We start from the raw sequence: 26,766 nt of genomic DNA on the forward strand, positions 1-26,766 counted from the left end.
TCGGCGCAGCCAGTGATCGCGTTCACTCTTACTGGTTGCGGATCGCCCAAAGCTCCATCTGCAGCCCCGGATACTGGCCCGAGACATGCACCGCGATCCCGCCCGAAGTTGTCATCTTGCCCCAATAGGGGCTGGCCGCGTCCAGCTCGAAATAGACGACGCCGGAATGGTAGGGGATCTGGCGCGGCGCAACGGGCAGCGGGCGCAGCGTGATACCCGGCAGGGCCGAGTTCACAAGCTGGCGAATTTCCTCGACCGGGCCGGTTTTGGCCTGACCTGCGAAATGCCGCCGCACGTCTTCGGCGGGGATGTCGGCATTGACCGCCAGCACGAAGCCCGCATTGCCGATCAGCTTGCGGTCGGCAATGACACCAACACTGATACCGTATTTTCGTGGCTCCAGCGGGATCGAAATCGCCGTCTGCTCGAGAACCGAGCTGAGGTATTGGCGCAGGGTGCGGATCACCGGCGCGAAGGATTCCGTAAGGTTGTCATGCTGATAGGCCGGGAATTGCACGGCCTCTTTCTCGGTGCTCATGAAGGTGGCCAGTTCCCCGGCCAGCGAGGCGCAGACGCGGTAGGCGTGCTCGGGATGCACATTCTCGATATTGGCGAAATGGCGCACCAGCGGCAGGTTGCGGTTGATGGTCATCAGCAGCAGGAAGTCCGAAATCTCGGCGGCACCCTTCGCGGGCCCGCCTTCTGACAATCTCCCGGCCAGGGCCTGCATCCGGTGCGACAGCATCCCTTCCAATTCGTTCATGAACCCGGCCAGCGCGGGTGCCGCGCGTACATCCAGAACGGAGGGGATAAAGCCGCGATCCAGAATGATTTCCTTATCGGGGCGTACCTCGATGATCTTGGCAATTGGAATGGCCAGCTTGTCGGCCAGATCATCCACCGCCAGCGCGAATTGCAGGCGCAGCTTGCCGATGCCCAGCGTCACCGGCTTTTTCTGCTGGCTCATCACGTCAGAGATTTCCTGCTCCGCCGGGCGCAACCGGCTGACCGATTGTTCGGCCCCGCTCAGATCAACTTCAGACGCACCCTGCCGCCGCTGCGGCACCGTCAAGTAGACCACGCAATCCTTGATCGTTTCGGGCACTTCCAGCGCGGGCGGGTGGTCTTCGGCTTGTGGCACACGAAACACTTGCCCGTCCGGGGTAAGCCCCGAGCAGGATTTCAGTGCAAACTGCCCAACCTTCAGAACCTCATCGTCGATCTCCAGCGCGCTGACACCCCAGGCATAGGGCGTGACGCGCCGCGCAAGGCCAGCCACCAGCGCCTCGGTATACCGATCCGCCTGCTGGAAATGATGGGGTTGCAGAAACAACCCTTCGGTCCAAAGCACCTTGCTGTCCCAGGACAATGGCTGCCCTCCCTTGTTCTTGCCGCCCTGATCAGGGCGTTATTTCAGCTTTTCCAGCTGTTCTTTATATGCGCGCGCGAATTCCCGGCTAAAGAGATCATGAAAATCGTTCTCTGCCTGATCCGAGATTTCAGCATACATCTTTTCATACACTTCCCAGTACTGGGCCTTTTTACCCTTGAAAAGTGACCCAAGTTTGCCCGAGCCTTCGATTTTTCCCGCCAGCACCTCGGGGTCCAGCCGGGCCAGCACGCCCTTCAGCGCGGCTTCCATACCGGTGACCATCGCAACCTCATGCGCCTTGATGTCGTTCAGCGCCTGTTCGGTGGCCTCTTCTGCGGCCAGATAGCCTTTGACGCGCGGCTTGACCAAAGCCTCGATGGCTTGTTCCGGGCTGATAGAGAATTTCAGCGGGTTGTTCCCGCCCGCGCTGATCATGGTCTGATCGATGCGGAATTCCGACTTGATCGAAGTGCGGGTCATCAGGATTTCCCGCAACCCCGTGATCATCGCACGCAATACGCGGCCCATGCGGCCCATGGTGGCAGGCAAATCGGCATCGTCGATGCGCAGGTCGTCCACCTCAAGCGCCTCTAACAGCGCCCGCGCCGCGGCCTGATCACCTGCGGCCACAGGCGCAGTTGCTTCAGCCTTGGGCGGTTCCGGCGCAGGCGTGGCGGGGGTGGGTGGTGCAATATCAGCCTGACCGCCGGGCGTCGGTTTCGCGGGTGGCGAAGGCGCGGGTTCCGGCAGAGGGGCCGCAGGTTGCGGTGGCTCGGGCGCGGCAAACGGGTCCGACGGCGCGCCGCCCGAGGGCGACAACAGATCGTCATCATCCCAGTCATCGGGGATCAGGTTCGCCCCGCCCCCGGATTGCGGTGCCGAAAACGCATCGCTGGCCGACGGGTTATGCATCGGATCGCTTGCGCCCATATCCGCGTGAATGTCCTTGGGCTTGGCAAAAAACGGGTCATCATCGTCCAACGGCGGCAGCAATTCGTCCATCGGGTCGGGCGTTGCAATCTGCCCCGGCCCCTTGGCATCGCCCCCCAGCAGGTCATCCAGAAAATCCCCGCCCGGCCCTGCATCGTCCAGCAAGGCCAACGGGTCCGGCGCGTTCTGCGACTGGCCCGGGGACACCCCGGCCTGTTGCATCGGCTGCGGGATCATCTCCTCGAACGTGGGCAGATCGGCCCCGATCTCGACCACCATCTCATACCCGCCTGCGGTCAGCACATCGCCGTTGTTCAGCGGCGTCGGCGTGCGGCCCAAGGGGATTTTCGAGTAGTTCAGGAACGTACCATTGGTCGACAGATCGACGATCACCACATTGCCATTGTGATCCTCGATCACGAAATGGCTTTTGCTCAGCGTGCGTTCGGGGTCTGGCAATACCAGATCATTGGCCGGGCCACGCCCGACGGTCAAAGAGCCCCCCTGCATCGACACCGGGCGCCCGTCGCCCGGCACAACGCCGGTGGATTGGAATTTCAACGTGACCGTCATGCGTTTGTCTTCATCCTCCGACCAGTACGGTAGGGCAGCACGGCGGTATGATAAGACCGCCACAGGCGCAATTATCTGTAACCCGCGCCGCAGGAAGCTTGCTGATCAGCACCGTTGCGGACCCTTTGACAATCGGATGCGGGAAAGCGGGCGTGGCCATATCCGACATACGCGCCGCAGGCAGTTTGGACACCAGAACCGTGGGGCAACAGGGCGGCATGATCGGCATCGGAACCGGCGCAGGAGGCGGCGGCGCTGGCGGCGGGGCCGGCAGCGTGCACAAATGCATGTCAGTGACGCGGGCTTGTGGAAATCCCATGTCTACTCCTTCGTCTCCAGACCGCCGTCCGAGCGGTCCAGCTTACCATTCCCACCCCGAGCAATATCGACGCCGCGATCAATCAGCAACTGCACATAGGCATCAAAGTCATCTTCGTGCATATCCATTGCAACAACATTCATCGCAAATGCCATAATCTCGGCCGCGCCGGGCGGCGCTGGCATGGTCGCCAGATCCCCGGTGCCCAGCGTTCCATCCGAGTATAACACGCCCATCGCGCAATTGATGGTCTCGTCATCGGGTTCGGCCAGATCGATTGTCTCTTCGGCCTTTTCGCGGTTCTCGGGCGTCGGGCGGAACACCCACTCCTCAGACGCGGCCAATGCCGGTGTGTTGTTGTCCGGCGCTTCGCCGATATAGTCGCGCGCGGCCAGACAGGACCACCAGACCCGTTCCCGCGCAGGCAAGGCAACGCCCAGCAGGCGCAATATGTCGACCACTGCGCCTTTTTCCTCTAGCTCGGTCAGCACCACGTCCAACGGCGCACTGGCGGGCGCGTCCAGCTTGGTGGCCAGCCGCGCATGGGCGTCCGCCAGCATCCGCGCAGCAGGGACCTGAGGCACCTTGGCCATTCCGGTAAATCTATCGCTCATCACTCGGCCCCCCTTAGTTGATCATCGTCAGGCCGCCCTTGAGGGTCAGCATGGCATCGCCATTTACCGTGGTCATCGGGCTTTTCGCATCAAGCTTGGCATTGGCCTGAACCTTGATCATCGTGCTTTTGATCGTCACGCTTGTCGGGTCCAGTTTGATCGATGAGCCACCAACCTTCAATTCGATCGACTTCATGGCGGTCATGGTGATCTTGCCCATTTTGGCATCGACCTTGATGTCCCCCATCTTGACCGTCGTGGATTTATCGCCCTGGCTGACCTCGGTCGTCAGGTTGCCTTGCTTGATCGTCTCGGCATGGTTGCCGGTCACGGTGCGGGTGGACTTCCCTTCGATAGTCTCGGTCTGGTCGGTCTTGATACTGACCTTCTGGCTGCCGGTTTCGATGGTGAAGGTGTGATCGCCTTCCTTGATCGTCTCATCGACGTTTTTCTTGACCACCTGACTCAGACAGCCATCACCGCCATTGCCGCCCACATCCAGCTTGTCATAGCCAACGGTGATGGTGGACTTGTTCTTGACCAGTTTCTCGTGATCCTTCTGCGCCTGAAAGCGCACGAGTTCCTCGCCCTTCTTGTCCTCGAACATCAGCTCATTGAACATCTCGGCGCTACCGCCTTTCGAAGACCGCGTCTTGATGCCCGACTGGGTTTGATTGGCGGGCAGAGCGTAAGGCGGCATCGTATCGGCGTTATACAGCATACCGGTGCAGATCGGCCGATCCGGGTCGCCTTCTTCAAACTGAATCACAACCTCCTGCCCGATCCGGGGAATGCTGACCATGCCCCAGTTCTTGCCGGACCACGGGGTCACAACGCGGACCCAGCAGGTGGTGTTTTCATCCTTCTTGCCTTCGCGGTCCCAATGGAACTGCACCTTGATGCGGCCATGCTTGTCGGTCCAAATCTCCTCGCCGCTTTTGCCGGTGACAATCGCCGTGTGCAGACCCGAGATCTCGGGCCACGGCGTCGTCAGGGCCGAGCGATACTTGACCGATTTCGGCTGCGCGTCGAACTCGACCATGAACATCTCGCCGCTGTCGTCGGGGAATTCCAGCGCACCGGTGTCCAGATCCTTTTCGTTCTTTTCGAACCCGTAACCTTCGGTGGTCTGCAGATAATAAGTTGCGCCCGTGATCAGGTAATCATCGTTCTGATCCTTGTCAGGATGCTCCTTCAGCGTGAACGTCCGTCCGACCTCCATCGCGCGGACCGAGGCGCGCGCCCGGCGGCGGTCGAACCGGGCATCCTCGGCCTCAATCCGCATCTGGGCGCGGGTCGTGCCAAGCTTGGTTTCCTTGTAGTGCCCCGGCGTATCGTACAGTTCGTATTTATTGTATTTGTGCTTGGCCTTGGTCTTGGTGTTGGCGCGCACTTCCAGCTTGGCGTTCGGCGTTTCGAATTCAAAATCTCTCAGCGAAACGACACCCGGCACGATCTGCTGGGAACTGGCCCACTCGGACACGCAATCCGACAGGCGCTGCTTGTAATCGTCACCCGGGCGGTATTCGACCGACGAGTCCCCTTCAATCGGCTTGTGGGCCGAGACATCGTCGCACAGCACCAGCGTCTCAAGCTTGTCTTCGGCCTTTGAGTAGTCAAAGTAGTAATAGATGCCCTCTTCCTGCATCAGGCGCGAGATAAAGTCGAAATCCGTCTCGCGATACTGCACGCAATATTCGCGTGGCTGATAAGTCGCGCTGAGGCTTTTCTTGAAGTCCGAGAACCCGTATTCGCCAAAGATCTGCTCGATGATCTGCACGGCAGTCTTTTCCTGAAAGATGCGGCTGTCAGTGGTCTGATCCAGCATCCAGAACCAGGGGCGCAGTTCGACCAGCAGCTGCACGAACCCGTCCCGCAGCGCCAGGCGCTCGACCCGCACGATGGTACCGGTAAACTTGCGCTCGGCCCCTTCTGCTGCGGCCATATGGATGGTCATGATCTTGCCCAGCAGCTTGTCCAGCGCGATGGACTTGTCAGGCGAAAGCACCTCGACCTGAATATCCGTCAACTCGCCCAGCTGTTCGGTCACGATGGCGCGGCGGATGACCAACTCATCCTCGTCATACGTATATGACCCGGTGATCCGAAGCGGCCATTCCTTGCTTTGCAAACTCTCAGCCATTTACCGTTCCTTCCACATCTTGTTCGCCTTGCCGTCACAGATCAGCCAGCAAGGCAGCCAGTTCCGGGTCCATTTCTTCGTCGTCTTCTTCATCGTCGTCGTCATCGCCAAATCCGGACAGGAAATCATCCAGATCGCTGGAGTCACCATCGCCCAGATCCAGATCAAAATCGTCGGTCCCAAGATCCAGCGCATCATCGCCGCCCAGATCGAGATCATCCGAGTCGTCGCCACCCAGATCCAGATCGAAATCATCCGCATCCGGCGTTTCTTCTGCCTCGGGCTCGGGCGGCACATCGGGCGAGGGTTCCGGCACCGGCACGCCGGTCCACGGCCCCAGAATTTCCTGCCCCGCCACCGAGTTGAACGAACCCAGCCGGATCTCATCGCGACCCTTGACCGACAGCACCGGCATATAGCCGCGCTGGACCGAGTGTTCGTGTTTGTCCAGCGTGATATTGCGTTCCGTGCAGGGCAGCGCCACCTGATCGCCATAGCGGTCATTGACATAGTGATAGGGCATGCCTCCAAGGCTCATAACCGAGCCCAGATTCATCGCCTTGCCATTCTGTTTGAAGGACCGCGCCAGCAGGATCGTCACCAGAACCGCCGGGTTGGCCCAGAGCATGCCGCGCAGGCCCTCGGTCTCGGTGAATTCCTCGAAATCGAACTCGTAGATCGGCTCGGACTTGGCGCCATAGGGGCGGCGCAGCAGGAACCGGGGTGAGGCCAGACCCACATGCCCCGCCTCGGGCATGGCGCGGAATGTATCCCAGGCTTTGACCACCAGCGGATGCCGGTCCTCTTTCTTGATGTCCAGATAGGCCGGGGTAATGGCGCTGAGGAAGGGTGCATCCACATGGGCCGCGACCCGACCGATCCGGCCCAGCAGCTCGGCATGGGGCGGCGTTTCCTCGAACGTATAAAGCCCGATCATCGCCGAATATCCGCCGCGCCCGTTTTCCTCATCCAGCGGTTCTTCGGTCAGCAACCGCACCAGACCGGTCTTGGCCAGATCCTCTTCGGCGGCCAGATCGGCAGCGATTTCCTCGGCGGACACATCATACAGGATCACATCCAGCGTATCGTCATCCTCGACGCTGCGGGCAATCAGATCGAGGCTGCGCCATTGCGCCTCGACCGACTGGAATTCCGGGTGATGCAGCACCATCCGCATCGCCGCACTCAGCGCCTCATCCACCGCCGTCTGCATGGCGCTCACGTCCGGGCTGGGCAGCTTGCGGATATGCGGGCCGACCACCCGTTTCAGCAGATCATCCACCGGCGAGGCTTGCGCCAATTCGCCCGAGGTATCGCCGATCAGCTTCTGAAAATCGCTGAGTTTCAGGTCGGCGCGCACCGTATTGCCGCCCGAAGTCTTGCGCGGCGGCACCACCGCCTGCCCAAATTCCTCACCCCAGGCAATCAACTGCTTGGCAGCATGATCTGCCGTCGCACCCGAACTTAGCTGGCTTTTCAGGCCCGACAGCCCGTCGAACAACTCGACCTTTTCATAAAGCTCATCGGGGTGCAGGTCGTCCAATTCGTTCAGCTTGACCTCGATCCCGGCCCCGTCCTTACCAATCGGCAGCACCAGCGTTGTGGCAAAGCTTTCGATCACATCCTCGACCGTATCGGGGTCCAGCAGGATCGGTTTGCGCGCGGCCAACGCGTCCCCAGTTTCGATCTGCCCGCGCGCCGAACGGCCCGAGAAATCGCCGAATATGGCAATCCGGAATCGCGTACGCCTGAGACGTTCCGGGTCCGGCCGATCCGCGCTCATCCGCCCAAAGGCAAGCTGCGGTTCGCCTGATTGCTCGGCTCCTACCGTGTCGGGCGCGGCCTCCCCCGATTCCCCGCTTTCCGTATCATCGCCGCTCAGCAGATCGTCGAGGTCCAGATCCAGATCATCAGCCGTTTCGGAGTCATCCCCCGCCGGCGTGTCATCATTGAACAAATCATCCAGATCGAGGTCCAAGTCGTCAGCATCACCCTCGGTCGTGTCTTTATCATCCTCGGACGGCGTATCGTCATCGAACAAATCGTCCAGATCGAGGTCCAGATCGTCCGCGTCATCCTCGGCCGTGTCGGCGTCATCATCGGACGATGCGTCATCACTCAGCAGGTCGTCCAGATCGAGATCCAGGTCGTCCGCATCACTCTCAGTCTCTTCTTCGCTCTCAGTGTCGCTGGTCAGATCGCCCAGCACATCGTCGAGCGTATCACCGTCGTCGGTATCCTCTTGTGGCGCGGCGTCGGAGAGATCGCCCAATATGTCATCCAACTCATCCAGCTCATCTTCGGCGTCCACCTCAGGCATTGCTGCAAGGACGTCGTCCGCAGATGTACCTTCCTCGTCCTCAGGAGCAGCGTCGGCCAGATCGCCCAACAGATCATCCAGATCGGTGTCGTCATCAGCCGCGTCCTCCGGTGCTGCGTCCGCAAGTTCTCCCAGAATGTCGTCCGAACCGCCCTCTTCCTCGGCAGTCTCAACCTCCGGAACGGTCGCAAGGACATCATCGGCTGACGTATCCTCTTCGTCCTCAGGAGCAGCGTCGGCCAGATCGCCCAACAGATCATCAAGATCGGTCTCGTCTTCGGCCACCTCCTCTGGCGCTGCATCCGCAAGTTCACCTAGAATGTCGTCCGAACCGTCCTCTTCCTCGGCAGCTTCAACCTCCGGAACGGTCGCAAGGATATCATCGGCAGACGTATCTTCTTTGTCCTCAGGAGCAGCGTCGGCCAGATCACCCAACAGATCATCCAGATCGGTGTCGTCTTCCGTTTCCTCAGGCGCGGCATCCGCCAGGTCGGACAGAATATCCGAGTTGTCTTCCTCGATCGTTTCCGGCGCATCAGGGATCGAGGACAGCGCGTCTTCAAGCTCGGCACCGGCGTCGGCCTCTTCCGGGGCCGCATCCGCCAGTTCTGACAGAATATCGTCGCTTTGGTCGTCTTCCTCTGCTGCCTCCATTTCAGGCAAGGATGAAAGGGCGTCGTCTACGGATCGATCTTCGGGCGTATCCTCGGGGGCTGCGTCGGCCAGACCGGCCAGAACATCGCCGGATGAGTCCTCATCCTCGGGCAGGTCTATCTCGGGCAGGGACGACAGGGCGTCATCCGTCGCCGTGTCAGCGGCCTGCTCAGCGGGCGCGGCATCGGCGAGGTCAGCAAGAACATTCGCCGAACCGTCCTCCTCCTCCGAAATCTCAACCTCGGGGATCGAGGACAGGGCGTCCGCGACCGAGGTATCCTCGGGCGTGCCCGTCGGAGCGGCCTCAGCCAAATCGGCCAGAACGTCTGCCGAACCGTCCGCCTCTTCCGACGCCTCTACCTCGGGGATCGAGTACAGGGCGTCTGCGACCGAGGTATCCTCGGGCGTGTCCGTCGGGGCGGCATCGGCCAAATCGGCCAGAACGTCTGCCGAGCCGTCAGATTCTTCCGACGTCTCAACCTCGGGGATCGAGGACAGGGCATCTGCGACCGAAGTATCCTCGGGCGTGTCCGTCGGGGCAGCATCGGCCAAATCGGCCAGAACATCTGCCGAACCGTCCGCCTCTTCCGACACCTCAACCTCGGGGATCGAGGACAAGGCGTCCGCGACCGAGGTATCCTCGGGCGCATCGTCCGGAGCCGCCGCCGCCAGTCCCGACAGGATGTCGTCGGACTGATCCTGTTCCTCAGCAGTTTCCGTCTCGGGCAGCGAGGCCAGCGCATCCTCGACAGACGTATCTTTGGGCGCGTCTTCGGGGGCCGCGTCGCGCAGGGCATCCAGTGTGGCCTGACTGTCCTGCTCGGGCACCGGGCTGTTGGCCAGCGCGCCCAATAGCGCCGGGTCGGCCAGGATCTTTTCGATCAAGGCCTCAGCCCCGGTTTTGCCGTCCATATAGGCCATCAGCGTGGACAATTGGGTCCGCGCCTCAAGCAGCTTGCGCAGCGGCTCGATCTTTGAGGCGATCTGGGCCGGGGTGAAATCGGCCATCTTTTCAAAGGTCAGATCAACGGCCAGATTGCCCTCGCCGGTCAGCGTGTTGGGCACGGCAAATTCGACCCGCGGGGCCATGGCCTTCATGCGGTCGTCGAAATTATCGACATCGATCTCAAGGAACTTGCGGTCCGACACCGACGGCGTTTCCACGGTTGATTTGCCGGACAGGTCGCTCATCACGCCCATGACAAAGGGCAGCTGAACCTTTTTCTCGGCTCCGTAAAGCTCGACATCATATTCAATCTGAACGCGGGGCGCGCGGTTGCGCGCGATGAATTTCTGGGAACTGTCAGCCATTGTTCTGCCCTTTTAAGTCGGCCACTTCACGGCGCAGGGCCCGGACCTCTTCCAGCAGTTCCTTAACGCGCTCATCGACGATATCCGTCTCGCTGCGCACCAGTTCGCGCAGATGTGAGAATTCTTCGACCGACTCGTCCTCGACCGCCGATTGCATGGTGTTGACCAGCAGACCGATGAACAGGTTCAGTACCGAAAACGCGGTGATGACGATAAAGGGCACAAAGAAGATCCAGGCGGTCGGATGCGTCTCCATCACCGGGCGCACGATGCCCATCGACCAGCTTTCCAGCGTCATGATCTGGAACAGGGAATAGAGCGAGCGGCCAAGTGTTCCGAACCATTCTGGGAAATCAGGGCCATACATCAGCGTCGCCATGACCGCGAAGACATAGAACACGATCGAGATCATGATGATCACCGCCCCCATGCCAGGCAGCGCGTCCAGCAATGCCTGAACCACGGCGCGCATCTGCGGGATGACAGACAACAGGCGCATCGCGCGGATAACGCGCAGCCCCCGCAGGGCGGACAGACCATCGCGGTTGGGCAACAGGCCCAGGGTCACGACCACCAGGTCAAAGATATTCCATGCGTTTTTGAAGAAACTCAGACGATAGGCGTAAAACTTGACCAGCAGCTCGGCCACAAAAACGCCCAGCACGATCTTGTCGATCACCACAAGAACATCGCCGATGCTGGATTGGATTGACGCGGACGTGGACAGGCCCAGCGTGATCGCGTTGAAGATGATCACGCCCAGAATGGTGTTGGTCACGGCCTTGCGCTCGACAAATTCGCGCGCGGTGTCGCGGAGCGTTTCGCTCTTCTCGATACCGGTCTCCAACACGCCCTCCTGTCACATAGGCACCGGGCGCAGCATCCTGCACCCGGCGCGTGTTTTTGTCTTAGCCGACGACGTCGCTAATGCCTTCAACCAGAGTAATGACACCCTTGACCGAGGTCACCATCTCTTTGGCCTCTTTCAGGACGGTCATTTTGTCCAGTTTCTTCAGCTTGTCGATGATGGCGGTGTCATCCACCTTCAGACCGTTGCCTTCCATCAGCGCTTCCATTTCGGCCAGGAACTTCTGACGTTCTTCCAGCTTGGCGGCCATGGCGCTGGCCTCACGCTTGACGGCCATACATTCGGCGCCCAGCTTGATGCCTTCCTTCAGCGTTTTCTGGGATTTCGCGGCCTTCATCAGCTTGTCAGCGGCCTTGCCCAGCGAATCCACCTTTTGACGGGTCTTGGTGGTGTGCTCCCGGTACAGCTTGCGCTTTTTGTCCGAATCCTTCTGGTAGGACTGATAGCCCTTGATCGCAAAATCCATGATGTCCTTGGCGATGGCCTTCGGATCGCGGCCCTTGGTCACCTCGTCGCCCATGGCAACGGCCTTGGCGGTGAACTTCTTGATCGCTTCCATCGGCTTTTTGACCGAAATCCCCGACGTGTCGGTGATCCCCTGCCGTTCCGCCGCCTGCATGATCGAAGTACCGCGCAGCGTGATATATTTCTGGATCGCGCTGTACAGATCCTTGCGCAGCGCCTCTTCCCCCTTCAATTGCTGCTGAACCTCTTTGCCCAGATCATACACCTGCTTGACGATGGTCTTGTAGGCCATGACATCTGCGCCCGAGGTCGCCACCAGCCGGGTGATTGCGGTGCCGATCTTGATCACACCTGCGGTCACTTTCAGCGTGGTCTTGACCCGCGCCTCTTTCAGCAGCTTGTCTTTGTTGGCTTCGACCTTGATCTGCTTTTCGATCGCAACATTGGCCGCCCCTTCCGCAGACCTCAGCGCGTTCAAGATCATCTGGTTGGTCGCCTGGATCATCTTCTCGGCTTCAGCCTGAGCTTTCGGACCCGGCGTTTTCATCAGCTCGCCGACTTTCTTGTCGAGCTTGACCGCCTCTTGTGTGATGACCTTCTCGTAGCGTTCCAGCTCTTTCATGCCGGTCGCTTCAAGACGCTTCAGCGTGGTCGACGGGACCGGACCCTTGGCGGTGACGTCGAATTTGACGTCAACGCGGTAGCTGGGAATTTCGATATATTCCAGTTTGGGTTTCGACCGGATCAGATCGACGACATAGAATTTGTGGGATGTAACTTCTTTCTTGGCCATTTCAGCGTTCCTCCGCTATCGGGATTTTCTAGTTCCAGTTGCCCTTGTATTCAGGTCCCGCTCAGTCAAACCCATAAGTGAAGTCGCCGTCTGTGACATCGATCACGACTTTGGCAACTTCTTCGCCCTCCATCATTCTTTTTAGGAATTCAGCCGAAATATCCGGCAGCATTGTATTGGTTACGATCGCATCGATCATACGACCACCGCTATCCAGCTCCTGACAGCGGTTGACGATCTCGTCCACCACGGCGTCGGTGTATTCGAACGGCACGCCATGCGCGGATTCGACCCGCTTCTTGATTCGGCCCAGCTGCAGCTTGGTGATCTCGCCCAGCATTTCGGGGCTGAGCGGATAATAGGGAATTGTCACCAAACGTCCCAACAGCGCCGGCGGGAAGACTTTCAGCAGCGGATCGCGCAGCGCCTTGGCCATGCCTTCGGGATCGGGCATCAGGTCCGGGTCGGCGCACATATCCATGATCATCTCGGTACCAACATTCGAAGTCAGCAGGATCAGCGTGTTCTTGAAGTCGATCACGCGGCCTTCGCCATCCTCCATGACGCCTTTGTCGAAGACCTGGAAAAAGATCTCGTGCACATCCGGATGGGCCTTTTCGACCTCGTCCAGCAGTACCACCGAATACGGCTTGCGCCGCACCGCTTCGGTCAGCACACCGCCCTCGCCATATCCGACATAGCCCGGAGGGGCGCCTTTCAGGCTGCTGACGGTGTGCGCCTCCTGATATTCGGACATGTTGATGGTGATGACGTTCTGTTCACCGCCATAGAGAACTTCGGCCAGAGCCAGCGCGGTTTCGGTTTTGCCGACGCCACTGGTGCCTGCCAGCATGAAGACCCCGATGGGTTTGTTCGGATTGTCCAGCCCCGCGCGGCTGGTCTGAACGCGCTTGGCGATCATTTTCATCGCATGATCCTGACCAATCACACGTTGGGCCAGACGGGTTTCCAGATTCAGAATGGTCTCGATCTCGTCCTTGACCATGCGGCCAACCGGGATACCGGTCCAGTCACCGACCACGCTGGCCACCGCCTGATGATCTACGATGGGTAGAATCAGCGGGCTGTCGCCTTGTACCTCTTCCAGTTCGGCATTCTTCGCTTTCAACTCAGCCAACAGAGCCTCACGGTCGATGGGCTGAGCGTCTGGCGCTTCCTCGGTCGCGGCTTCGCCTTCGGCGGTGCCGGTGCCTTCGACCTCTTGCCCGCCTGCGCGCAGCTTGGCCCGCAGCTCGAGGATTTCTTCGACCACCTTTTTCTCGGCCTCCCAACGCCCGTTGAGTTCGGCCAGCCGCGCCTCTTCCGCCTCTTTCGCGGCATTCACGGCCTCGCGCCGGTCTGCGACGTCATAGCCTGCGGTCTCATCGCGTTCGATGATCTCCAACTCAGTGGTCAAAGCCTCAATCCGCCGCTGGCTGTCATCCACCTCGGCCGGAACAGCGTGCTGAGATACCGCGACCCGCGCACAGGCCGTATCCAGCAGGCTCACCGATTTGTCCGGCAATTGACGCGCGGGGATGTAGCGCGCGGACAGAGTAACCGCCGCTTCGATCCCCTCGTCCAGCACCTGCACGCGATGGTGTTTTTCCAGCATCGAGGCGATGCCGCGCATCATCAGAACCGCCTTTGGGATATCGGGTTCTTCCACATGCACCACCTGAAAACGGCGGGTCAGGGCCGGGTCTTTCTCGATGTATTTTTTGTACTCGGCCCATGTGGTCGCGCCGATAGTGCGCAGCGTGCCCCGCGCCAGCGCCGGTTTCAGCAGGTTGGCCGCATCGCCGGTTCCGGCGGCACCCCCTGCACCAACCAATGTGTGCGTTTCGTCAACAAACATCACAATCGGCGTCGGGCTGGCCTGAACCTCATCAATCACCTGACGCAGACGGTTTTCGAACTCGCCCTTCATGGACGCGCCCGCTTGCAGCAGGCCCACATCCAACACCAAAAGGCGCACATCTTTCAGCGCGGGCGGCACGTCACCACGAGCGATCCGCAGCGCGAAACCTTCGACCACAGCCGTTTTACCAACACCCGCCTCACCGGTCAGGATCGGGTTGTTCTGACGACGGCGCATCAGAACATCGACGATCTGGCGGATTTCTTCGTCACGACCCACGATGGGATCGATCTCACCGTTACGGGCCTGTTCGGTCAGGTCGGTGCAGAACTGCTCCAGCGCCTCGCCCTTGCCCATCGCGCCGGGGGCCATCGCGCCGCTGGCCTCACCGGGTTCCGCTCCGCCACCCACGTTAGAGCCGTCCTGCGCGCCCAGCGTATCCTCGGGCGAGCCATCGGTGGCCTCACCAAAGCTGTCGGCCAGATCATCGGCACCGATCTTCGCCAGTTCCGGCGACATGCTGGCCAGAATGTTGCGCAGCGCGGGCGTCTTGAGCATGCCCAAAATCAGATACCCGGTGCGCACCTTGCTGTCGGAATACAGCAGCGAGCCCCAGACCCAGCCCCGCTCCATCGCGTCCATCAGATGATCGCTAAGATCCGAGATCGAGGACGCCCCACGCGGCAGCATGTCCAGGCTGCGCGTCAGTTCCGAGGCGATCTTGCCCGGATCCAGATCATAATGCTGAATGATGCGGTGAATGTCGCTGTCCTGACCATTCAGGATCTGATGCAGCCAATGCTGGATCTCGACATACGGATTGCCCCGCATCTTGCAGAACACGGTGGCCCCTTCGATGGCCTGATAGCCCAGCTTGTTCAGCTTGCCGAATAGCGACACACGGCTGATTTCCGTCATCTTCAATACCTCTCGCTGTGGGCCAGTTCTTCGGCCTCGAATTCTTGTGTTACGTAACCGGGATACAGGATCAGATCATCCGCATCCGGGCGGTTCTTGTCAGGGTCATCGCGGGTGCGGATCCAGCTGGTATGGCCCAGCTGCGTGGTTCCGCCCAAAGAGGCACGCGGCACCTCGTCACCGGCTAGGACCAGATTGACCTCCCAATCCAGCGTGTCGCCGGCATAGGTGCGCAGGATCGATTCCAGCCGTTCCTGCGACACGCCGCCGGGCAGAAGACGTTTGTAATCCTCCAGCGACAAAGGCCCGATGCGAATGCGGAACTTGGCCGAGCGCGACCAGACCCGGTTGCCAATGCTGGTCGATTGCCCCAGCCGCGCAGGCCTACCCAATTGCCATGTGTCATCCGGTTCCAGTTCCAGCCACGAGCCGATGAACTGCTGCACATGCGCCTCGACCCCGAAATAGTCGGAAATGATCGCGATCAGACCCTCGACCGTCTTGGTGCCCGATCCCAGATGCCCCGCAAAAAAGCGGCGCAGCATGTCGGGCATGGCATCGCGGTCGCTGAAATCCGCACCCTTGAACCCGGCCAAGGCCGCCACGCGCTGTTCGAACGGGTCATCACCCCGGTCAAAACTGGGTGCCGGTTCCGCCGCCGCCCACGCACGATAGAGCAAGCTCATCATCCGGTGGGTCAGCATGTCGGCAAAGGCGACAAAGGTCGGGTCGCGATGGTTGCGCTGCCGGTCGCGTGCGAACTCGGTCAGATGAAGCGGCATCGGACCTTGCGGGCCGAAGAAGCCGAAGAACAGGTTGTTCAGCTTGCCCGGAGCCGCGTCCGTCGCCGGTTCAAACCGCGTCAGCGTGGTGGGCGGAAAGGCCAGCGAGACATCCTGCCCCAAACGCACGCGATCCTCGCGCGGGCGGCGCGATTCCCCCAGACGCGGCGCATCTGCATAATGCGCCTCGATCACCCGCAACGCCTGAAAGACGTGATGTCTTTCAGGGTCGGCCGCAAGCGCGGCAAGCAGGCTCAGATGATCCTGCCCAGTCCGGCTGCCGGTCGCCATCTGGCAATCTCTCCTCGTCGTTCGGTTTTCAGCACGGTTTCCGTGAAACTGTTGATCGTGGTGTATTTGCGGAAGAACCTCTCCAGCACCGCGCCCAGCACGTAGACGCTGGTGCCTTCGTAAAAGCTTTCGTCAAAGCCCAGCGTGATTTCCAGACCCCGCACGGCGGTGCTGAGCACCTCATCGCTCATGCGGCGCACGATGGGGCGGCTTGTGACCGAGACCACGCCTTCCAACTGCTTTTCCGTCACGCGGTTGCCCAGAGGGGCGTAAATACCCAGAAGTTCGCGCAACGCCCCTGCCCCGCCTTCCTTGCCGTCGCCCGCGATGGACAGGTAATTGAGGCTCAGGTGGCTGATCAGCTTCCACGCCGCATCGCCTTGCGCCAACGTTGCATGAGGGCGCGTTGGTGTAACCGGAGTACGCACCGATTTGACCGGCCCGCCATCGGGCAGATGGAACACATCATCGCCGCCTGCCGCCAGCAGCATGGGTAGGTCACGGTTGGAACATAAGGCTTCAACTGCCAGCTGATCCAGCGATCCGGGATAAGGCGCCTGCGCCCGATCCACCAGCGTCAGGTAGACCTCGGACCCCAGATACGAAGTTCGCACCCCGCGCAGTCGCTCTTTTTCATTGCGCTGCCGCATCCGCCGTTTGACGGTGTAATAGGCCGAGTGATTGTCGCCCGCCGCCGTCAGATCGGTGTCGCTGTAGAAGGGACGGAAAGGAATATCACCTTCCTCTTCAGACTGGATACCGGTCACACGCTCGATCGAGAAAATCTCGTAATCCAACCCCGCCGTCCGGTTCGGCACCACGTGGTGCTGGGTGTCCATCTGGGTGATATGCACCCGGTCGCAGCGGCGGTGAAACAGGTTCACGGCGGGCACCGCATTCAGCGAAAACGCCGCAGGTGTGACCGCCGGGGCCACGTCGCGCATGCCGTCTTTCAGAAGAATGTAGATATCGACATCCGTCCCCGCCGATTGCTGCAGCGCGGGTTTCAGCCCCGTCAGTTCCACAAACAGGAATCGCTCCGGCATGGCGAAATATTCCTGCAAAAGGCGGTAGCCGTCGAAAGACTGGCGCGGGGTCGGCAACAGCGCCTCGTCCGGTTCGAACCCTTTGGGCACCACATCCGCGTCGGTCAGGCGCGTCGTCCAGTCGGCGCGGCGGTCGGTGGAACGCCCGGTCAGACCAACGCATTGGGTGGCCAGCAATTCGTGCAGCGCCCAGGGTTTGCCGCTTTGCGTGTCGAGATGCAGCACAAGGCTGTCCATCTCAAGCTCGGCCATCGGCTCGCCATCGGTGCGGTTCAGCCGCAGCCGGATGCCCGCGCGGGCGTCGGTGTCGCGGGCCACACCGGCGGCAACAAGCTCTCCGCGACCGTCGATATATTCGGCCTCGGAAATCTCGATGGGCCAGAGTGTCAGGTCCGATGCGGTCGAAAACTCACAGGCCGTCTGTTCCCCCTCGGCCAAACGCGCGCGCAGGGTGGACCCCCGGGCAATCGGATACCCCTCTTTCAGCGCGGCATTGCCCACATCCGGCTCCAGCTGCGCGATCATCATCGACGGCGTCGGGGCCAGATAATGCGGGTAAACAATCTCGAGCAGGTTCGAGGTGAAAGTCGGGAACTGCATCTCCAGCTCCAACTGCACCCGCGCGGCCAGAAAGGCGCTGCCTTCCAGCAGACGCTCGACATAGGGATCGACAACTTCGATCCCCTCCATCCCCAGCCGCGAGGCAATCTTGGGATAGGCACTGGCAAACTCGGCCCCCATTTCCCGCAGAAAGGCCAGTTCGGTTTCATAGTGTTTCAGCAGTCGCGTATCCATGGCGTCTAACTCCGCTCAATCGCGACTTCGCCGGTGGTCACATCGACCCGGCTGCGCAGATAGAGTTCCAGCGGCATCGGCTGCGCCCACATCACGGCGCGGATGTCGAATTCGACATGCATCTCGCCCGAGCGGTTTTCCGACCGCAGATCAACCGCGACCGAACCTTTCACGATCCGGGGTTCGAACACCTCAATCGAATCCGCAATGGATTTCCGGATGCGCTGCGCCTGCCTCAGGGTCGAAAACGCGCCCGAGGTTTCGCGAATGCCGTAGTTCAACACGGATTTCGACGCGTAGGGATAAACATCTTCGTCGATCAGATCGGACTGATCGGTGGTATTAAGCAACATGGACAAATCGCGCTGGATAATCTCTCGCAGACGGCCAACATCGATGACACGTGCATCGCGCCCTTCTTTCTTCTGATCCGGAGCGTTATCGGTCAGCCGATCCAGAAGCGAAGGCTGCAATCGTTCGGCAAGTGTCTTTTCAGCCATCTCCTGCCGCTTCCTCGGCCTCCACGGCGACGTCCAGTACCAGTTCGCGAATATCCAACAATGCGACGTCAGATTTATCTGTCGCCAACAATCGCTGTCCAAGGCCGACAAAAGTATCCGCGCCGGCATCAGCCCAGCTTGTCGCCCGTGCCAGACGCGCCGCATCGTCGCCCTGTTCGGTGGTGCCGGCATAGCGCGTCGGGATCAGTGCCGCGACCTCGCCGCCGCTGGCGACGGTCAGCGTGCACGCGGTCCAGACCGCGTCGCGCAAATCACTGGGGGGATCGATGTCCAAGCGGACGATCTGTGCAAAGGGCAGCCAGAAGTAACGGCCGTTCACGATCACTTCCAACACCGGTCCCAGACGCATGTCTGCATCGGCAATCCATTCGAACGCCTCACCGTTCACAGTGCCCGAGGTTGCCGGGGCGGCGTCGAAGGCACGCCCGCGCATCTCGGCGGCCTGATCAAAGTGCCCCCCTGCGGTCAGCTTCTGCGCTTCGATCAGATGGGCCAGCCATTCCTGCGGCTCGCCAAAAATCATCGGGGTCTTTTCCCCCGCAAACACCTTTTCGCGATAGACCTCGCAGATGATCGCCTCGCGATAGGTTTTGGCCATCATCGTGGCCGCTTCATCCATCTCGGCGCTCAGCTTCAGCTGGGTGATCGCGCGCTTCCAGTCGCCCATAACACAGAGCAGCTGAAACAGAAAAATCCGCAGCTTGGCATCTGCGGGATTGGCGCGGATCTTGTCTTGCAGAGTGGCCAGCGTGGCCGCCAGATCGCCTGATTTAAGATGCTCTTCCGGCGTCATGTAACCCTCGCGCTGTCAGGATGGTAAAAATGCGTAAAGGCCCCGGCAGCCCACGCCGCCGGGACCCATGGTCTTGCAGGGCTTAGCTGACGTCGCCGGTTTCCAGGTTCCACAGGAACTCGGTCGGGCTGCCCAGTTTGCCGGTGTTGAAGTCAGCTTCTTTGTACTGAATCTGGATACCACGATAAGCGATGGTCCAGTTTTCCGACGGGATCGAATCCTCGCCGCCATCGACCGAGTAGCTGTCGATGATTGCGTGGCGCAGGGTGAAGATCAGATAGGGCTCCATGCCTTTCTTGTCGTCATCGCCCGACCGGCACAGATGAACAGTCATCTCTTTGGTCGCTTTGCCCGATGCAACATACAGCATCAGCTTGGGGGATGCCTTGCTCAGCTCGGTTGTCATGGTGACTTTGCCGAAGTTGGCGTTGGCATAGCCACGCTGGGTGGTGCCCAGGTCGGCCATGTCCAAGGTGCGGGCAACTTCCCATGCCAGCGTCTTACAGGCGATCCAGTCCTTGTGACCTTTCTCACGTGCTTCACCGGGGATTCCGTCGATTTTTACGAATACGTTTTCCATTTTGCCTTCCTCTAAGGTTTATGGTTCCGGTCTACGGAAATGTCGGCCCGGCGGCAGTGAAACAATTCACATCCCGCCAGGTTTTTTTACTTTTATGCGCCTTTTTCTGACGGAAGTTTCGATACGAGACGTAGCGAAACCGACAGACCTTCAAGTTGATAGTGCGGACGCAGGAAGAACTTGGATGTGTAATATCCGGGGTTGCCTTCCACGTCCTCTACGACGACCTCGGCCGAGGCCAGCGGCTTGCGGGCTTTTTCCGCTTCGGCCGAGACATCTGCGTTGAAGTCCACATACTGGTTGATCCAGTCCTGCAGCCAGGTTTCCATGTCCTGACGGCTTTTGAACGAACCCACTTTGTCGCGCACCATGCATTTCAGGTAATGCGCGAATCGGCAGGTCGCGAACAGGTAAGGCAGGCGCGCGGCCAGGTTGGCGTTCGCGGTTGCGTCCGGATCGTCATATTCGGCCGGTTTGTGCAGCGACTGCGCGCCGATGAAGGTCGCCGAATCGCTGTTCTTGCGGTGGATCAGAGGCATCATGCCGTTTTTGGCCAGTTCCGCCTCGCGCCGGTCCGAGATCGCGATCTCGGTCGGGCACTTCATGTCCACGCCGCCATCGTCTGTCGGGAACGTATGCGCCGGCAGGCCTTCGACCGTACCGCCGCTTTCCACACCGCGAATGCGCGAGCACCAGCCGTATTCCTTGAACGAACGGTTGATGTTCACCGCCATGCCATAGGCTGCGTTCACCCAGCTATAGCTTTCGCTGTTGGCACCGGTGGTGTCTTCCTCGAACGCGAACTCTTCAACCGGTTCGGTTTTCGAACCATAGGGCAGACGACCCAGGAAGCGTGGCATCGCCAGACCGACATATTTGGCATCTTCACTGTCGCGCAGCGACCGCCATGCGGCATATTCCGGGGTCTGGAAGATCTTGGTCAGATCGCGCGGGTTGGCCAGTTCCGACCAGCTGTCCATCTGGAACAGGCTGGGCTTGGCGCCGGTGATCAGCGGCGCGTGGGCCGCGGCTGCGATCTTGGACATCTCGCCCAGCAGCTCGATATCCTGCGGGCTGTGGTCGAAATGGTAATCCGCGACCAAAGTGCCGTAAGGCTCGCCGCCGAACTGGCCGAATTCCTCTTCGTAGAGCTTCTTGAAGATCGGCGACTGATCCCACGCGGTGCCTTTGAACTTGCGCAGGGTCTTGTGCATGTCCTTTTTCGAGATGTTCATCACGCGGATTTTCAGCATCTCGTCGGTTTCGGTGTTGTTCACCAGATAATGCAGACCACGCCACGCGCTTTCCATCTGCTGGAAATCGGCATGGTGCAGGATCAGGTTCACCTGCTCGGTCAGCTTCTTGTCAATCTCGGCGATGATCCCTTCGATCGAGCGCAGAGCGTCGTCCGAGATCAGGCCGGTATTGGCCAGCGCCTGTTCGGCCAGCGTCTTGACCGCGCTTTCAACAGCGGTTTTCGCCTGATCCGATTTGGGGCGGAACTCTTTGGTCAGCAGCGCCTCGAATTCCGAGGATCCAAATGCTGTCGCGCCTTCGGCGGCTTCTACCTTGGCTTCTTCTTCGGCCATCTTTTACTCCTCCTCGGCGGCGTCGCCGCCCGGTTTGGGCTGGGCTGCCAGTGTCTTCAGCAGGCTCGGGTCCTGCATGATCTTGGAAATCAGATCCTCGGCCCCGGTCTTACCATCCATATACGTCATCAGGTTGGACAACTGCGTGCGCGCATCCAGCAGCTCTTTCAGCGGTTCGACCTTGGCGGCGATGGCCGCCGGGCTGAAATCATCCATCGATTCAAATGTGATATCCACGGCCAGATTGCCCTCACCCGTCAGGGTGTTCGGCACGGTAAAGGCCGCGCGCGGGGCCATCGACTTCATCCGGTCGTCGAAATTGTCGACATCGATCTCCAGAAACTTGCGGTCGGCCACGGCGGGTTGTTCGACCTCGGACTTGCCCGCCAGATCGCTCATGACGCCCATGACAAAAGGCAGCTGTACCTTCTTCTCGGCCCCGTACAGTTCAACATCATATTCGATCTGAACCCTCGGAGCCCTGTTCCGGGCTATAAATTTCTGTGAACTGTCAGCCATCTGATGCTCCTCGATTCATCCATCAGTTTTTACTTGCAATCCGCTGTACCGGCGCAGCCGGACCGGATTAATAATCGTCGTCGTCCTGCTTGAGACCGCCAATCTGACGGACCTCATCCAGACCTTCCTTCGCCATGTCTTCGATAATCGTCAGAAAATCGGCATTAACAAGGCGCTTTGCACGTTCCAGCAGGACCGGCAGCGGGCTGGACGGCTCGCAGCGTGCATAATAGTCCATGATGCGATCCAGCATCATCGTGACATCATCGGGCGAGTTGATCGCACCGCCCCCCGACGGCCCTGGTACAGCAGCCCGCGCCGCCGCAGGGGCAGCGCCCGCGTCGGTGTCACCTGCATCATCCTCGTCCACCTCACCCACATCGGCATAGCGCGCCAGCGCCTGTTTGATGTGTTTCAGGACATCGCTCAGCGGTTCAAGGTCCGGGCCTTCGCCGGGGGTCTTGTCGGAAAAGACCGCATCGATTGCGGCCACATCGTCCAGCGCGCCCGCAACCGCATCGGCATTGGCCGCCAGAACCTCATCATCAGTATCCTTGAACGCCGCCGCGACGCTGGTGGCATCGGGAATGTCATCCATGTCCGGCGGCATGTTGATCTTGCCTTCGGCCACCTCAAGATGGCGCAGGGTCATGTGGCCAAACATCCGGCTTTCGGTCAGGCCGGTGCGGCGCAGCGCCCGCACGATACGATCAGTCGAGGCCAGCCCGCGCACCGCATTGATCCGCATCGTGGCGTCGCCATCATCTTCGTCCAGTTCAGGGTGGCAGCTGTCCCAGAAATCTTCCAGCAGCGATTTCACATACCCGACCGAGGTCGCAAAGGCGGGCAAGCCCTTGGTGTGCAGCACCGCCTCGGCCAGATAGACCGCGGCGCGCAGGTCGTGACTTTTGTCCATGACCGCCAGCGATTTGCCTTCGACATCGCCCCAGTCCTGTTCTTCCGCCGCGACAACCTCGTCGCCCATCTGACGTTCTTCGCCGGGCTGCGCGGCAATCTCCAGATCTGTGAACGCAGGATCGTATTCCAGATTCTCGCCACTCGGGGCATCATCCCCCCTGGGTTCCAGATAAGACGTTAGATCCATTTTTTCCCCGTTCGCATCTGACTTTTTCGTCGATTCTTGTTCTCTTGCACCGCTTAGCGCAGCGTGTGGTCCCGTGTGTATGAATTTGTTCACAGGAGTTAAAGACTGGCAAACACTTTGCTATTTATCTGCATTCTGTGTGGTTAATCCGCCGCATTGGCCCGGTTATGTCGAACTTAACATACATATTCGCCCTTGCGCTACGGGGCGTGTTCAAAACGCCGCCCGGTTCAAGCTTTCACGAACCGCGCAGTTTTATCTTCCCGGTCTGGCCCTGTTGCTGCAATGATCGGACAGGGTCCTGACGTCACCACAGGGCCCAAAATCAATGCCGTCGCACACAAGAACAGGGAACCAAACATGAGACCAGGGATTATCGCCGCCTTCCTGCTGGCGCTGTCGCCCGTGATCGCGCACGCGGATGAGGGCAAACTGTCGATCGAGCTGAACAAGTTCGAACCCGGTGAAACCGGCGGTTGCCGCGCCTTTTTCCTGTTCCACAACCAGACCGGCAACAGTTTCGAAGAGTTTGAGATGTCGCTGGCCATTCTGGACGGCAATGGCGTGATCGACCGGCTGCTGTCCATCGACGCGGCCCCCCTGCCCGTCCAGCGCACGGTTCTGAAACTGTTCGAGATCCCCGAGATCGACTGCGCCAATATCTCCGAGGTTCTGCTGCACGACCTGCCTGCCTGCACGCCGCAGAATGCCGAACCCATCGATTGCTTCCCGCTGCTGGCGCTGGACAGCAAGACCTCAGCCAGCCTGGCGCAATAAGCCATGTTGGGGTTTGAAAATCTGGGCACCGGCGGCCCGATCCTGATCGTTCTTGGCGCATTGTCATTGCTGTCGCTGACCGTGATCGCGTTCAAGGTCATCCAACTTGCCCCGGTCCGATCCGGCGCGGCGGCGCGCGATGCGGCCCTTGTGCAATGGTCGAGTGGAGACCGACAGGGGGCTCAGGCCGCTGTGGCATCCGGCAAATCCCCGGCAGACCGGGTTTGCGCCTACGCGATGCAGGCGCTGATCGACGGCTTCAAGGGCCCGGCCCTGACCGCCGAACTGACCCGGCGCGGCAATCTTGAATTCACGGCAATGAACACATGGATACGGGTGCTTGAGCTGATCGCCATGATCTCACCCCTGCTGGGCCTGCTGGGTACGGTGACTGGCATGATCCAGTCGTTTCAGGAACTGGAACTGGCGCAGGGTTCGGCCAATGCCTCGGTCCTGGCGGGCGGGATCTGGCAGGCGTTGCTGACCACCGCCGCCGGGCTGCTGGTGGCCATCCCTGCCGCCATCGGGGCATCCCTGCTGTCAGGCCGGGCCGAGGCCGGGGCGCAATCCATCGAAAACGCGGTGGGTCGCCTGATGGTGCTTGAAGAACGCGGCGCGCATTAAGGGGCCATCGATGTCGCGCGAGATCAGCCTGAGCAGACGCACACCATCACGGCCAGTGATCTCACTGGTGCCGATGATCGACGTGATGCTGATTCTGCTGGTCTTCTTCATGGTGACCTCGACCTATCTGAACCTCGACATGATCCCGGCGCTGGCGCAATCCGACCGCCCCGCGCCCGCCTCGGCGACAAGCGGCCCGGATGCCTCGGGCGTTCTGCTGATCCGCATCGGTGCGGATGGCGCACCGCATTTTCAGGGCAAGGCGTTGGAGCCTGACGCGCTGACCCTGCTGCTGCGCGACCGCCTGACCCAGAACGCAGCGACGCAGGTCATCATCCTGCCCACTGGCAGCGCCCGGCTGCAATCGCTGGTCTCGGTGATGGATGTGGTCACACAGGCGGGTGTCGCCAATCTGCGTGTTGTCCGGCTGGAGGCGCGTCCATGAGGATCACGCGCCCCGCACCCCGCAATCGCCCCGAGACAATCATTGCCTTGATTGATGTGGTGTTCTTCCTGCTGGTCTTCTTCATGCTGATCGGCCGGATGGATGCAACCGCCCCGTTCGACGTCTCACCCCCGGTGGCGCAAACCGGTGCGGATATGCCCGCGGGTGGTCTGACCCTGTCGGTCAGCATTGACGGAACCTTTGCGCTGGACGGCACCGAAGTGACCAGCGCGGATGCCCTGCAACAGGTTCAGGCGGAATTGGACGAAAACCCCGACCTGCTGATCCGCATCAACGCCCATCAGGACGCCGCCTTGCGCGAGGTTCTGCCGCTGATCGCCGAATTCGAAGCCTCAGGCGCGCGCGATGTGGTTCTGGTCGTCACCCCGCCGGGGCCGGTCCGGTGAGGCGCGCGCCGCTGATATGGGGCGCGGCCCTGCTGTGTTCGGTGGCGCTGCATGCTGTGGCTGGCGTGGTTCTGCTGCACTCGGTCGACCCGGAACCGGTCACAGAACAACCCGTGCCCGAAACCCGGATGCAATTGTCAGCGCATCAGGTGACCCAAAGCACCGCCGTTGAGGCGCAGCCCGAGGCCACCACAGCCGAGAACGCAGACGCATCAGGCGCGCAACTGCAACAAGGCGCGATCCCGCAATCCTCGGCCACGGCCATCGCGGCTCCATCCGTTGAACTCAGCGCCGAGGATCAGACCGCACGCGCCGAGGCCCTGACCGCGGTTCAGGATGCCCCCCTGCCGCTTGAGACCGCCGAGGTCGCAGCCGCGCCCCTGATTGCCGCCAGCCTGCCGCTGAACGCGGCTGAGGCCGGGATTGCACCGACCCAGGCGGTGGCCCTAGCGGCCCCCAAAGCAGAAAGCGCGACAGCGGTCGAGGCGCAGCCCGTGGCATTGACCCAGACGGTCCCCGAAACGGAAACGGCCAAGGCCACCGACGTGTTTTCGGCCACGGGCGATGGCCCGGTCGATCCGGTCAGCCTCGCCGCGTTCCAAAGTTTCACAAGGCCCGAGGATGTGGGCCAAAGCGCGCAGGATCTGCGCGACGGGATCGACGGGCTGCTGTCTCAGGTGCCTTGCGCCCGGTTGCAGGTTCAGTTCCAGCCCGAGACCAACACGCTGGAGCTGATCGGCCATATCCCCGAGGACGGCCTGCGCGCGCCGGTCCTGTCTGCCTTGCAGGCCCGGATGGGTGAAAACATCCGGGTGGCCGACAATCTGCTGATCCTGCCGCGCCCCCAATGCGGCGCGCTATCCGGGATCGCATCCGTCGGCCTGCCGCAATCGACGGACCAGATCACCAACTCGCTTCTGGTGGGTGAGGACGTTCATGCACGCGAGTTCATATATACCCAAGGCCAGCAACTGGTGCTGGACCTGACCGGGGCTGACTACGACGCTTATGTCTATGTCGATTATTTCGACGCTGCCGGTCAGGTGATCCATCTCAGCCCCAACAGTTCAGCCCCATTGACGCGAACGCCTGCCAAGGCGGCGCTGAAGATCGGAGCCGAGAAACAGGGCGATCCCGGCCTGTTCATTACCATCGGCCCGCCCTACGGGCAGGAAATCGCGGTGGCCTTCGCCTCATCCGTGCCTTTGTATGAAGGGGAACGGCCCCTTGCCGAACCCGCCGGTCCGTATCTGGATTTCCTCAGGCAACGCGTTGCCGATGCCCGTGCCGAGAACCCGGATTTCAAAGGCGAATGGGTCTATTTCTTCATAACGACTGCCGCCCGCTAGGC

At 60.6% G+C, this 26,766-nt stretch carries 22 protein-coding genes and 1 pseudogene; 5 read left to right on the forward strand and 18 right to left on the reverse strand.

Annotation, left to right across the window (positions count from 1 at the left end; translation table 11 throughout):
• Positions 1 to 28: 28 nt before the first annotated feature.
• The 18 genes and pseudogenes from tssK to tssA all read right to left on the reverse strand — a co-directional run bounded on the left by tssK (position 29) and on the right by tssA (position 23,162).
• Positions 29 to 1,369: a type VI secretion system baseplate subunit TssK gene (gene tssK, locus ACR0MO_RS07395; RefSeq protein WP_170622535.1), complete on the reverse strand. Its 1,341-nt coding sequence runs from the start codon at positions 1,367 to 1,369 to the stop codon at positions 29 to 31.
• A gap of 39 nt (positions 1,370 to 1,408) precedes the next feature.
• Positions 1,409 to 2,875, reverse strand: coding sequence for a type VI secretion system-associated FHA domain protein TagH (gene tagH, locus ACR0MO_RS07400; RefSeq protein WP_480890479.1), 1,467 nt, complete (start codon positions 2,873 to 2,875; stop codon positions 1,409 to 1,411).
• A gap of 10 nt (positions 2,876 to 2,885) precedes the next feature.
• On the reverse strand, positions 2,886 to 3,194 hold the full coding sequence (locus ACR0MO_RS07405; protein ID WP_480890482.1) for a PAAR domain-containing protein: 309 nt from the start codon (positions 3,192 to 3,194) through the stop codon (positions 2,886 to 2,888).
• A gap of 2 nt (positions 3,195 to 3,196) precedes the next feature.
• On the reverse strand, positions 3,197 to 3,808 hold the full coding sequence (locus ACR0MO_RS07410) for a DUF6931 family protein (protein ID WP_480890484.1): 612 nt from the start codon (positions 3,806 to 3,808) through the stop codon (positions 3,197 to 3,199).
• A 13-nt stretch (positions 3,809 to 3,821) separates the two neighbouring features.
• Complete coding sequence (locus ACR0MO_RS07415; protein ID WP_480890486.1) at positions 3,822 to 5,951, reverse strand: type VI secretion system Vgr family protein; 2,130 nt, start codon at positions 5,949 to 5,951, stop codon at positions 3,822 to 3,824.
• 34 nt (positions 5,952 to 5,985) lie between these two features.
• Positions 5,986 to 8,925: a type VI secretion system contractile sheath domain-containing protein gene (locus ACR0MO_RS07420; protein ID WP_480890883.1), complete on the reverse strand. Its 2,940-nt coding sequence runs from the start codon at positions 8,923 to 8,925 to the stop codon at positions 5,986 to 5,988.
• Between the two features lie 810 nt (positions 8,926 to 9,735).
• Positions 9,736 to 10,236, reverse strand: a pseudogene (gene tssB, locus ACR0MO_RS07425) (type VI secretion system contractile sheath small subunit); the annotation flags it as partial.
• Positions 10,229 to 11,086, reverse strand: coding sequence for an ion transporter (locus ACR0MO_RS07430; protein WP_170622529.1), 858 nt, complete (start codon positions 11,084 to 11,086; stop codon positions 10,229 to 10,231). The gene ACR0MO_RS07430 and the pseudogene tssB (ACR0MO_RS07425), both read right to left, overlap by 8 nt.
• Before the next feature lie 58 nt (positions 11,087 to 11,144).
• Positions 11,145 to 12,362 (reverse strand): hypothetical protein, encoded by a 1,218-nt coding sequence (locus tag ACR0MO_RS07435; protein WP_170622528.1) that lies wholly within the window; start codon positions 12,360 to 12,362, stop codon positions 11,145 to 11,147.
• 61 nt (positions 12,363 to 12,423) lie between these two features.
• Positions 12,424 to 15,141, reverse strand: coding sequence for a type VI secretion system ATPase TssH (gene tssH / locus ACR0MO_RS07440; protein WP_480890489.1), 2,718 nt, complete (start codon positions 15,139 to 15,141; stop codon positions 12,424 to 12,426).
• Between the two features lie 2 nt (positions 15,142 to 15,143).
• On the reverse strand, positions 15,144 to 16,214 hold the full coding sequence (tssG, locus tag ACR0MO_RS07445) for a type VI secretion system baseplate subunit TssG (RefSeq protein WP_480890492.1): 1,071 nt from the start codon (positions 16,212 to 16,214) through the stop codon (positions 15,144 to 15,146).
• Positions 16,178 to 18,055, reverse strand: coding sequence for a type VI secretion system baseplate subunit TssF (tssF, locus tag ACR0MO_RS07450; RefSeq protein ID WP_480584226.1), 1,878 nt, complete (start codon positions 18,053 to 18,055; stop codon positions 16,178 to 16,180). The genes tssG and tssF overlap by 37 nt, the downstream gene beginning before the upstream one ends.
• A gap of 5 nt (positions 18,056 to 18,060) precedes the next feature.
• A complete protein-coding gene (tssE, locus tag ACR0MO_RS07455; protein WP_170622524.1) occupies positions 18,061 to 18,555 on the reverse strand; it encodes a type VI secretion system baseplate subunit TssE in 495 nt (164 codons plus the stop codon).
• Entirely contained in the window at positions 18,548 to 19,369 is an 822-nt protein-coding gene (locus ACR0MO_RS07460) for a type VI secretion system accessory protein TagJ (RefSeq protein ID WP_170622523.1), read from the reverse strand. The genes tssE and ACR0MO_RS07460 overlap by 8 nt, the downstream gene beginning before the upstream one ends.
• Before the next feature lie 82 nt (positions 19,370 to 19,451).
• Positions 19,452 to 19,949 carry an Hcp family type VI secretion system effector gene (locus ACR0MO_RS07465; RefSeq protein ID WP_170622522.1) on the reverse strand — a complete coding sequence of 166 codons (498 nt, stop codon included), beginning with the start codon at positions 19,947 to 19,949 and terminating at the stop codon, positions 19,452 to 19,454.
• 92 nt (positions 19,950 to 20,041) lie between these two features.
• A complete protein-coding gene (gene tssC / locus ACR0MO_RS07470) occupies positions 20,042 to 21,538 on the reverse strand; it encodes a type VI secretion system contractile sheath large subunit (RefSeq protein ID WP_170622521.1) in 1,497 nt (498 codons plus the stop codon).
• A gap of 3 nt (positions 21,539 to 21,541) precedes the next feature.
• Positions 21,542 to 22,057 (reverse strand): type VI secretion system contractile sheath small subunit, encoded by a 516-nt coding sequence (tssB, locus tag ACR0MO_RS07475; protein WP_039526464.1) that lies wholly within the window; start codon positions 22,055 to 22,057, stop codon positions 21,542 to 21,544.
• A gap of 67 nt (positions 22,058 to 22,124) precedes the next feature.
• Entirely contained in the window at positions 22,125 to 23,162 is a 1,038-nt protein-coding gene (gene tssA, locus ACR0MO_RS07480; RefSeq protein ID WP_480890494.1) for a type VI secretion system protein TssA, read from the reverse strand.
• A 360-nt stretch (positions 23,163 to 23,522) separates the two neighbouring features.
• On the opposite strand from tssA, the gene ACR0MO_RS07485 reads away from it, so the two are divergent.
• The 5 genes from ACR0MO_RS07485 to ACR0MO_RS07505 are packed head-to-tail and all read left to right on the forward strand — an operon-like array spanning position 23,523 to position 26,764.
• On the forward strand, positions 23,523 to 23,939 hold the full coding sequence (locus tag ACR0MO_RS07485; RefSeq protein WP_480890496.1) for a hypothetical protein: 417 nt from the start codon (positions 23,523 to 23,525) through the stop codon (positions 23,937 to 23,939).
• A gap of 3 nt (positions 23,940 to 23,942) precedes the next feature.
• Positions 23,943 to 24,563, forward strand: coding sequence for a MotA/TolQ/ExbB proton channel family protein (locus tag ACR0MO_RS07490; protein WP_480584235.1), 621 nt, complete (start codon positions 23,943 to 23,945; stop codon positions 24,561 to 24,563).
• Positions 24,564 to 24,573: 10 nt separating this feature from the next.
• Positions 24,574 to 25,008 carry an ExbD/TolR family protein gene (locus tag ACR0MO_RS07495; RefSeq protein WP_480890498.1) on the forward strand — a complete coding sequence of 145 codons (435 nt, stop codon included), beginning with the start codon at positions 24,574 to 24,576 and terminating at the stop codon, positions 25,006 to 25,008.
• Positions 25,005 to 25,415 (forward strand): ExbD/TolR family protein, encoded by a 411-nt coding sequence (locus ACR0MO_RS07500; protein WP_480890500.1) that lies wholly within the window; start codon positions 25,005 to 25,007, stop codon positions 25,413 to 25,415. The genes ACR0MO_RS07495 and ACR0MO_RS07500 overlap by 4 nt, the downstream gene beginning before the upstream one ends.
• Positions 25,412 to 26,764 (forward strand): DUF4384 domain-containing protein, encoded by a 1,353-nt coding sequence (locus ACR0MO_RS07505; RefSeq protein WP_480890502.1) that lies wholly within the window; start codon positions 25,412 to 25,414, stop codon positions 26,762 to 26,764. The genes ACR0MO_RS07500 and ACR0MO_RS07505 overlap by 4 nt, the downstream gene beginning before the upstream one ends.
• The last annotated feature ends 2 nt before the right edge of the window (positions 26,765 to 26,766 follow it).

Source organism: Ruegeria sp. K5, assembly GCF_056531805.1.

Bases quoted from the DNA above. Each gene is read 5' to 3' on its own strand.
- ACR0MO_RS07405 (WP_480890482.1), bottom strand. From the start codon at position 3,194: ATGGGATTTCCACAAGCCCGCGTCACTGACATGCATTTGTGCACGCTG.
- tssG (WP_480890492.1), bottom strand. From the start codon at position 16,214: ATGGCGACCGGCAGCCGGACTGGGCAGGATCATCTGAGCCTGCTTGCC.
- tssB (WP_039526464.1), bottom strand. From the start codon at position 22,057: ATGGCTGACAGTTCACAGAAATTTATAGCCCGGAACAGGGCTCCGAGG.
- ACR0MO_RS07500 (WP_480890500.1), top strand. From the start codon at position 25,005: ATGAGGATCACGCGCCCCGCACCCCGCAATCGCCCCGAGACAATCATT.
- tssF (WP_480584226.1), bottom strand. From the start codon at position 18,055: ATGGATACGCGACTGCTGAAACACTATGAAACCGAACTGGCCTTTCTG.
- ACR0MO_RS07495 (WP_480890498.1), top strand. From the start codon at position 24,574: ATGTCGCGCGAGATCAGCCTGAGCAGACGCACACCATCACGGCCAGTG.
- tagH (WP_480890479.1), bottom strand. From the start codon at position 2,875: ATGACGGTCACGTTGAAATTCCAATCCACCGGCGTTGTGCCGGGCGAC.
- ACR0MO_RS07485 (WP_480890496.1), top strand. From the start codon at position 23,523: ATGAGACCAGGGATTATCGCCGCCTTCCTGCTGGCGCTGTCGCCCGTG.
- tssE (WP_170622524.1), bottom strand. From the start codon at position 18,555: ATGGCTGAAAAGACACTTGCCGAACGATTGCAGCCTTCGCTTCTGGAT.
- tssA (WP_480890494.1), bottom strand. From the start codon at position 23,162: ATGGATCTAACGTCTTATCTGGAACCCAGGGGGGATGATGCCCCGAGT.
- tssC (WP_170622521.1), bottom strand. From the start codon at position 21,538: ATGGCCGAAGAAGAAGCCAAGGTAGAAGCCGCCGAAGGCGCGACAGCA.
- ACR0MO_RS07490 (WP_480584235.1), top strand. From the start codon at position 23,943: ATGTTGGGGTTTGAAAATCTGGGCACCGGCGGCCCGATCCTGATCGTT.
- ACR0MO_RS07415 (WP_480890486.1), bottom strand. From the start codon at position 5,951: ATGGCTGAGAGTTTGCAAAGCAAGGAATGGCCGCTTCGGATCACCGGG.
- ACR0MO_RS07465 (WP_170622522.1), bottom strand. From the start codon at position 19,949: ATGGAAAACGTATTCGTAAAAATCGACGGAATCCCCGGTGAAGCACGT.
- ACR0MO_RS07420 (WP_480890883.1), bottom strand. From the start codon at position 8,925: ATGGAGGCAGCAGAGGAAGACGACCAAAGCGACGATATTCTGTCAGAA.
- ACR0MO_RS07435 (WP_170622528.1), bottom strand. From the start codon at position 12,362: ATGGCCAAGAAAGAAGTTACATCCCACAAATTCTATGTCGTCGATCTG.
- tssH (WP_480890489.1), bottom strand. From the start codon at position 15,141: ATGACGGAAATCAGCCGTGTGTCGCTATTCGGCAAGCTGAACAAGCTG.
- ACR0MO_RS07460 (WP_170622523.1), bottom strand. From the start codon at position 19,369: ATGACGCCGGAAGAGCATCTTAAATCAGGCGATCTGGCGGCCACGCTG.
- ACR0MO_RS07410 (WP_480890484.1), bottom strand. From the start codon at position 3,808: ATGAGCGATAGATTTACCGGAATGGCCAAGGTGCCTCAGGTCCCTGCT.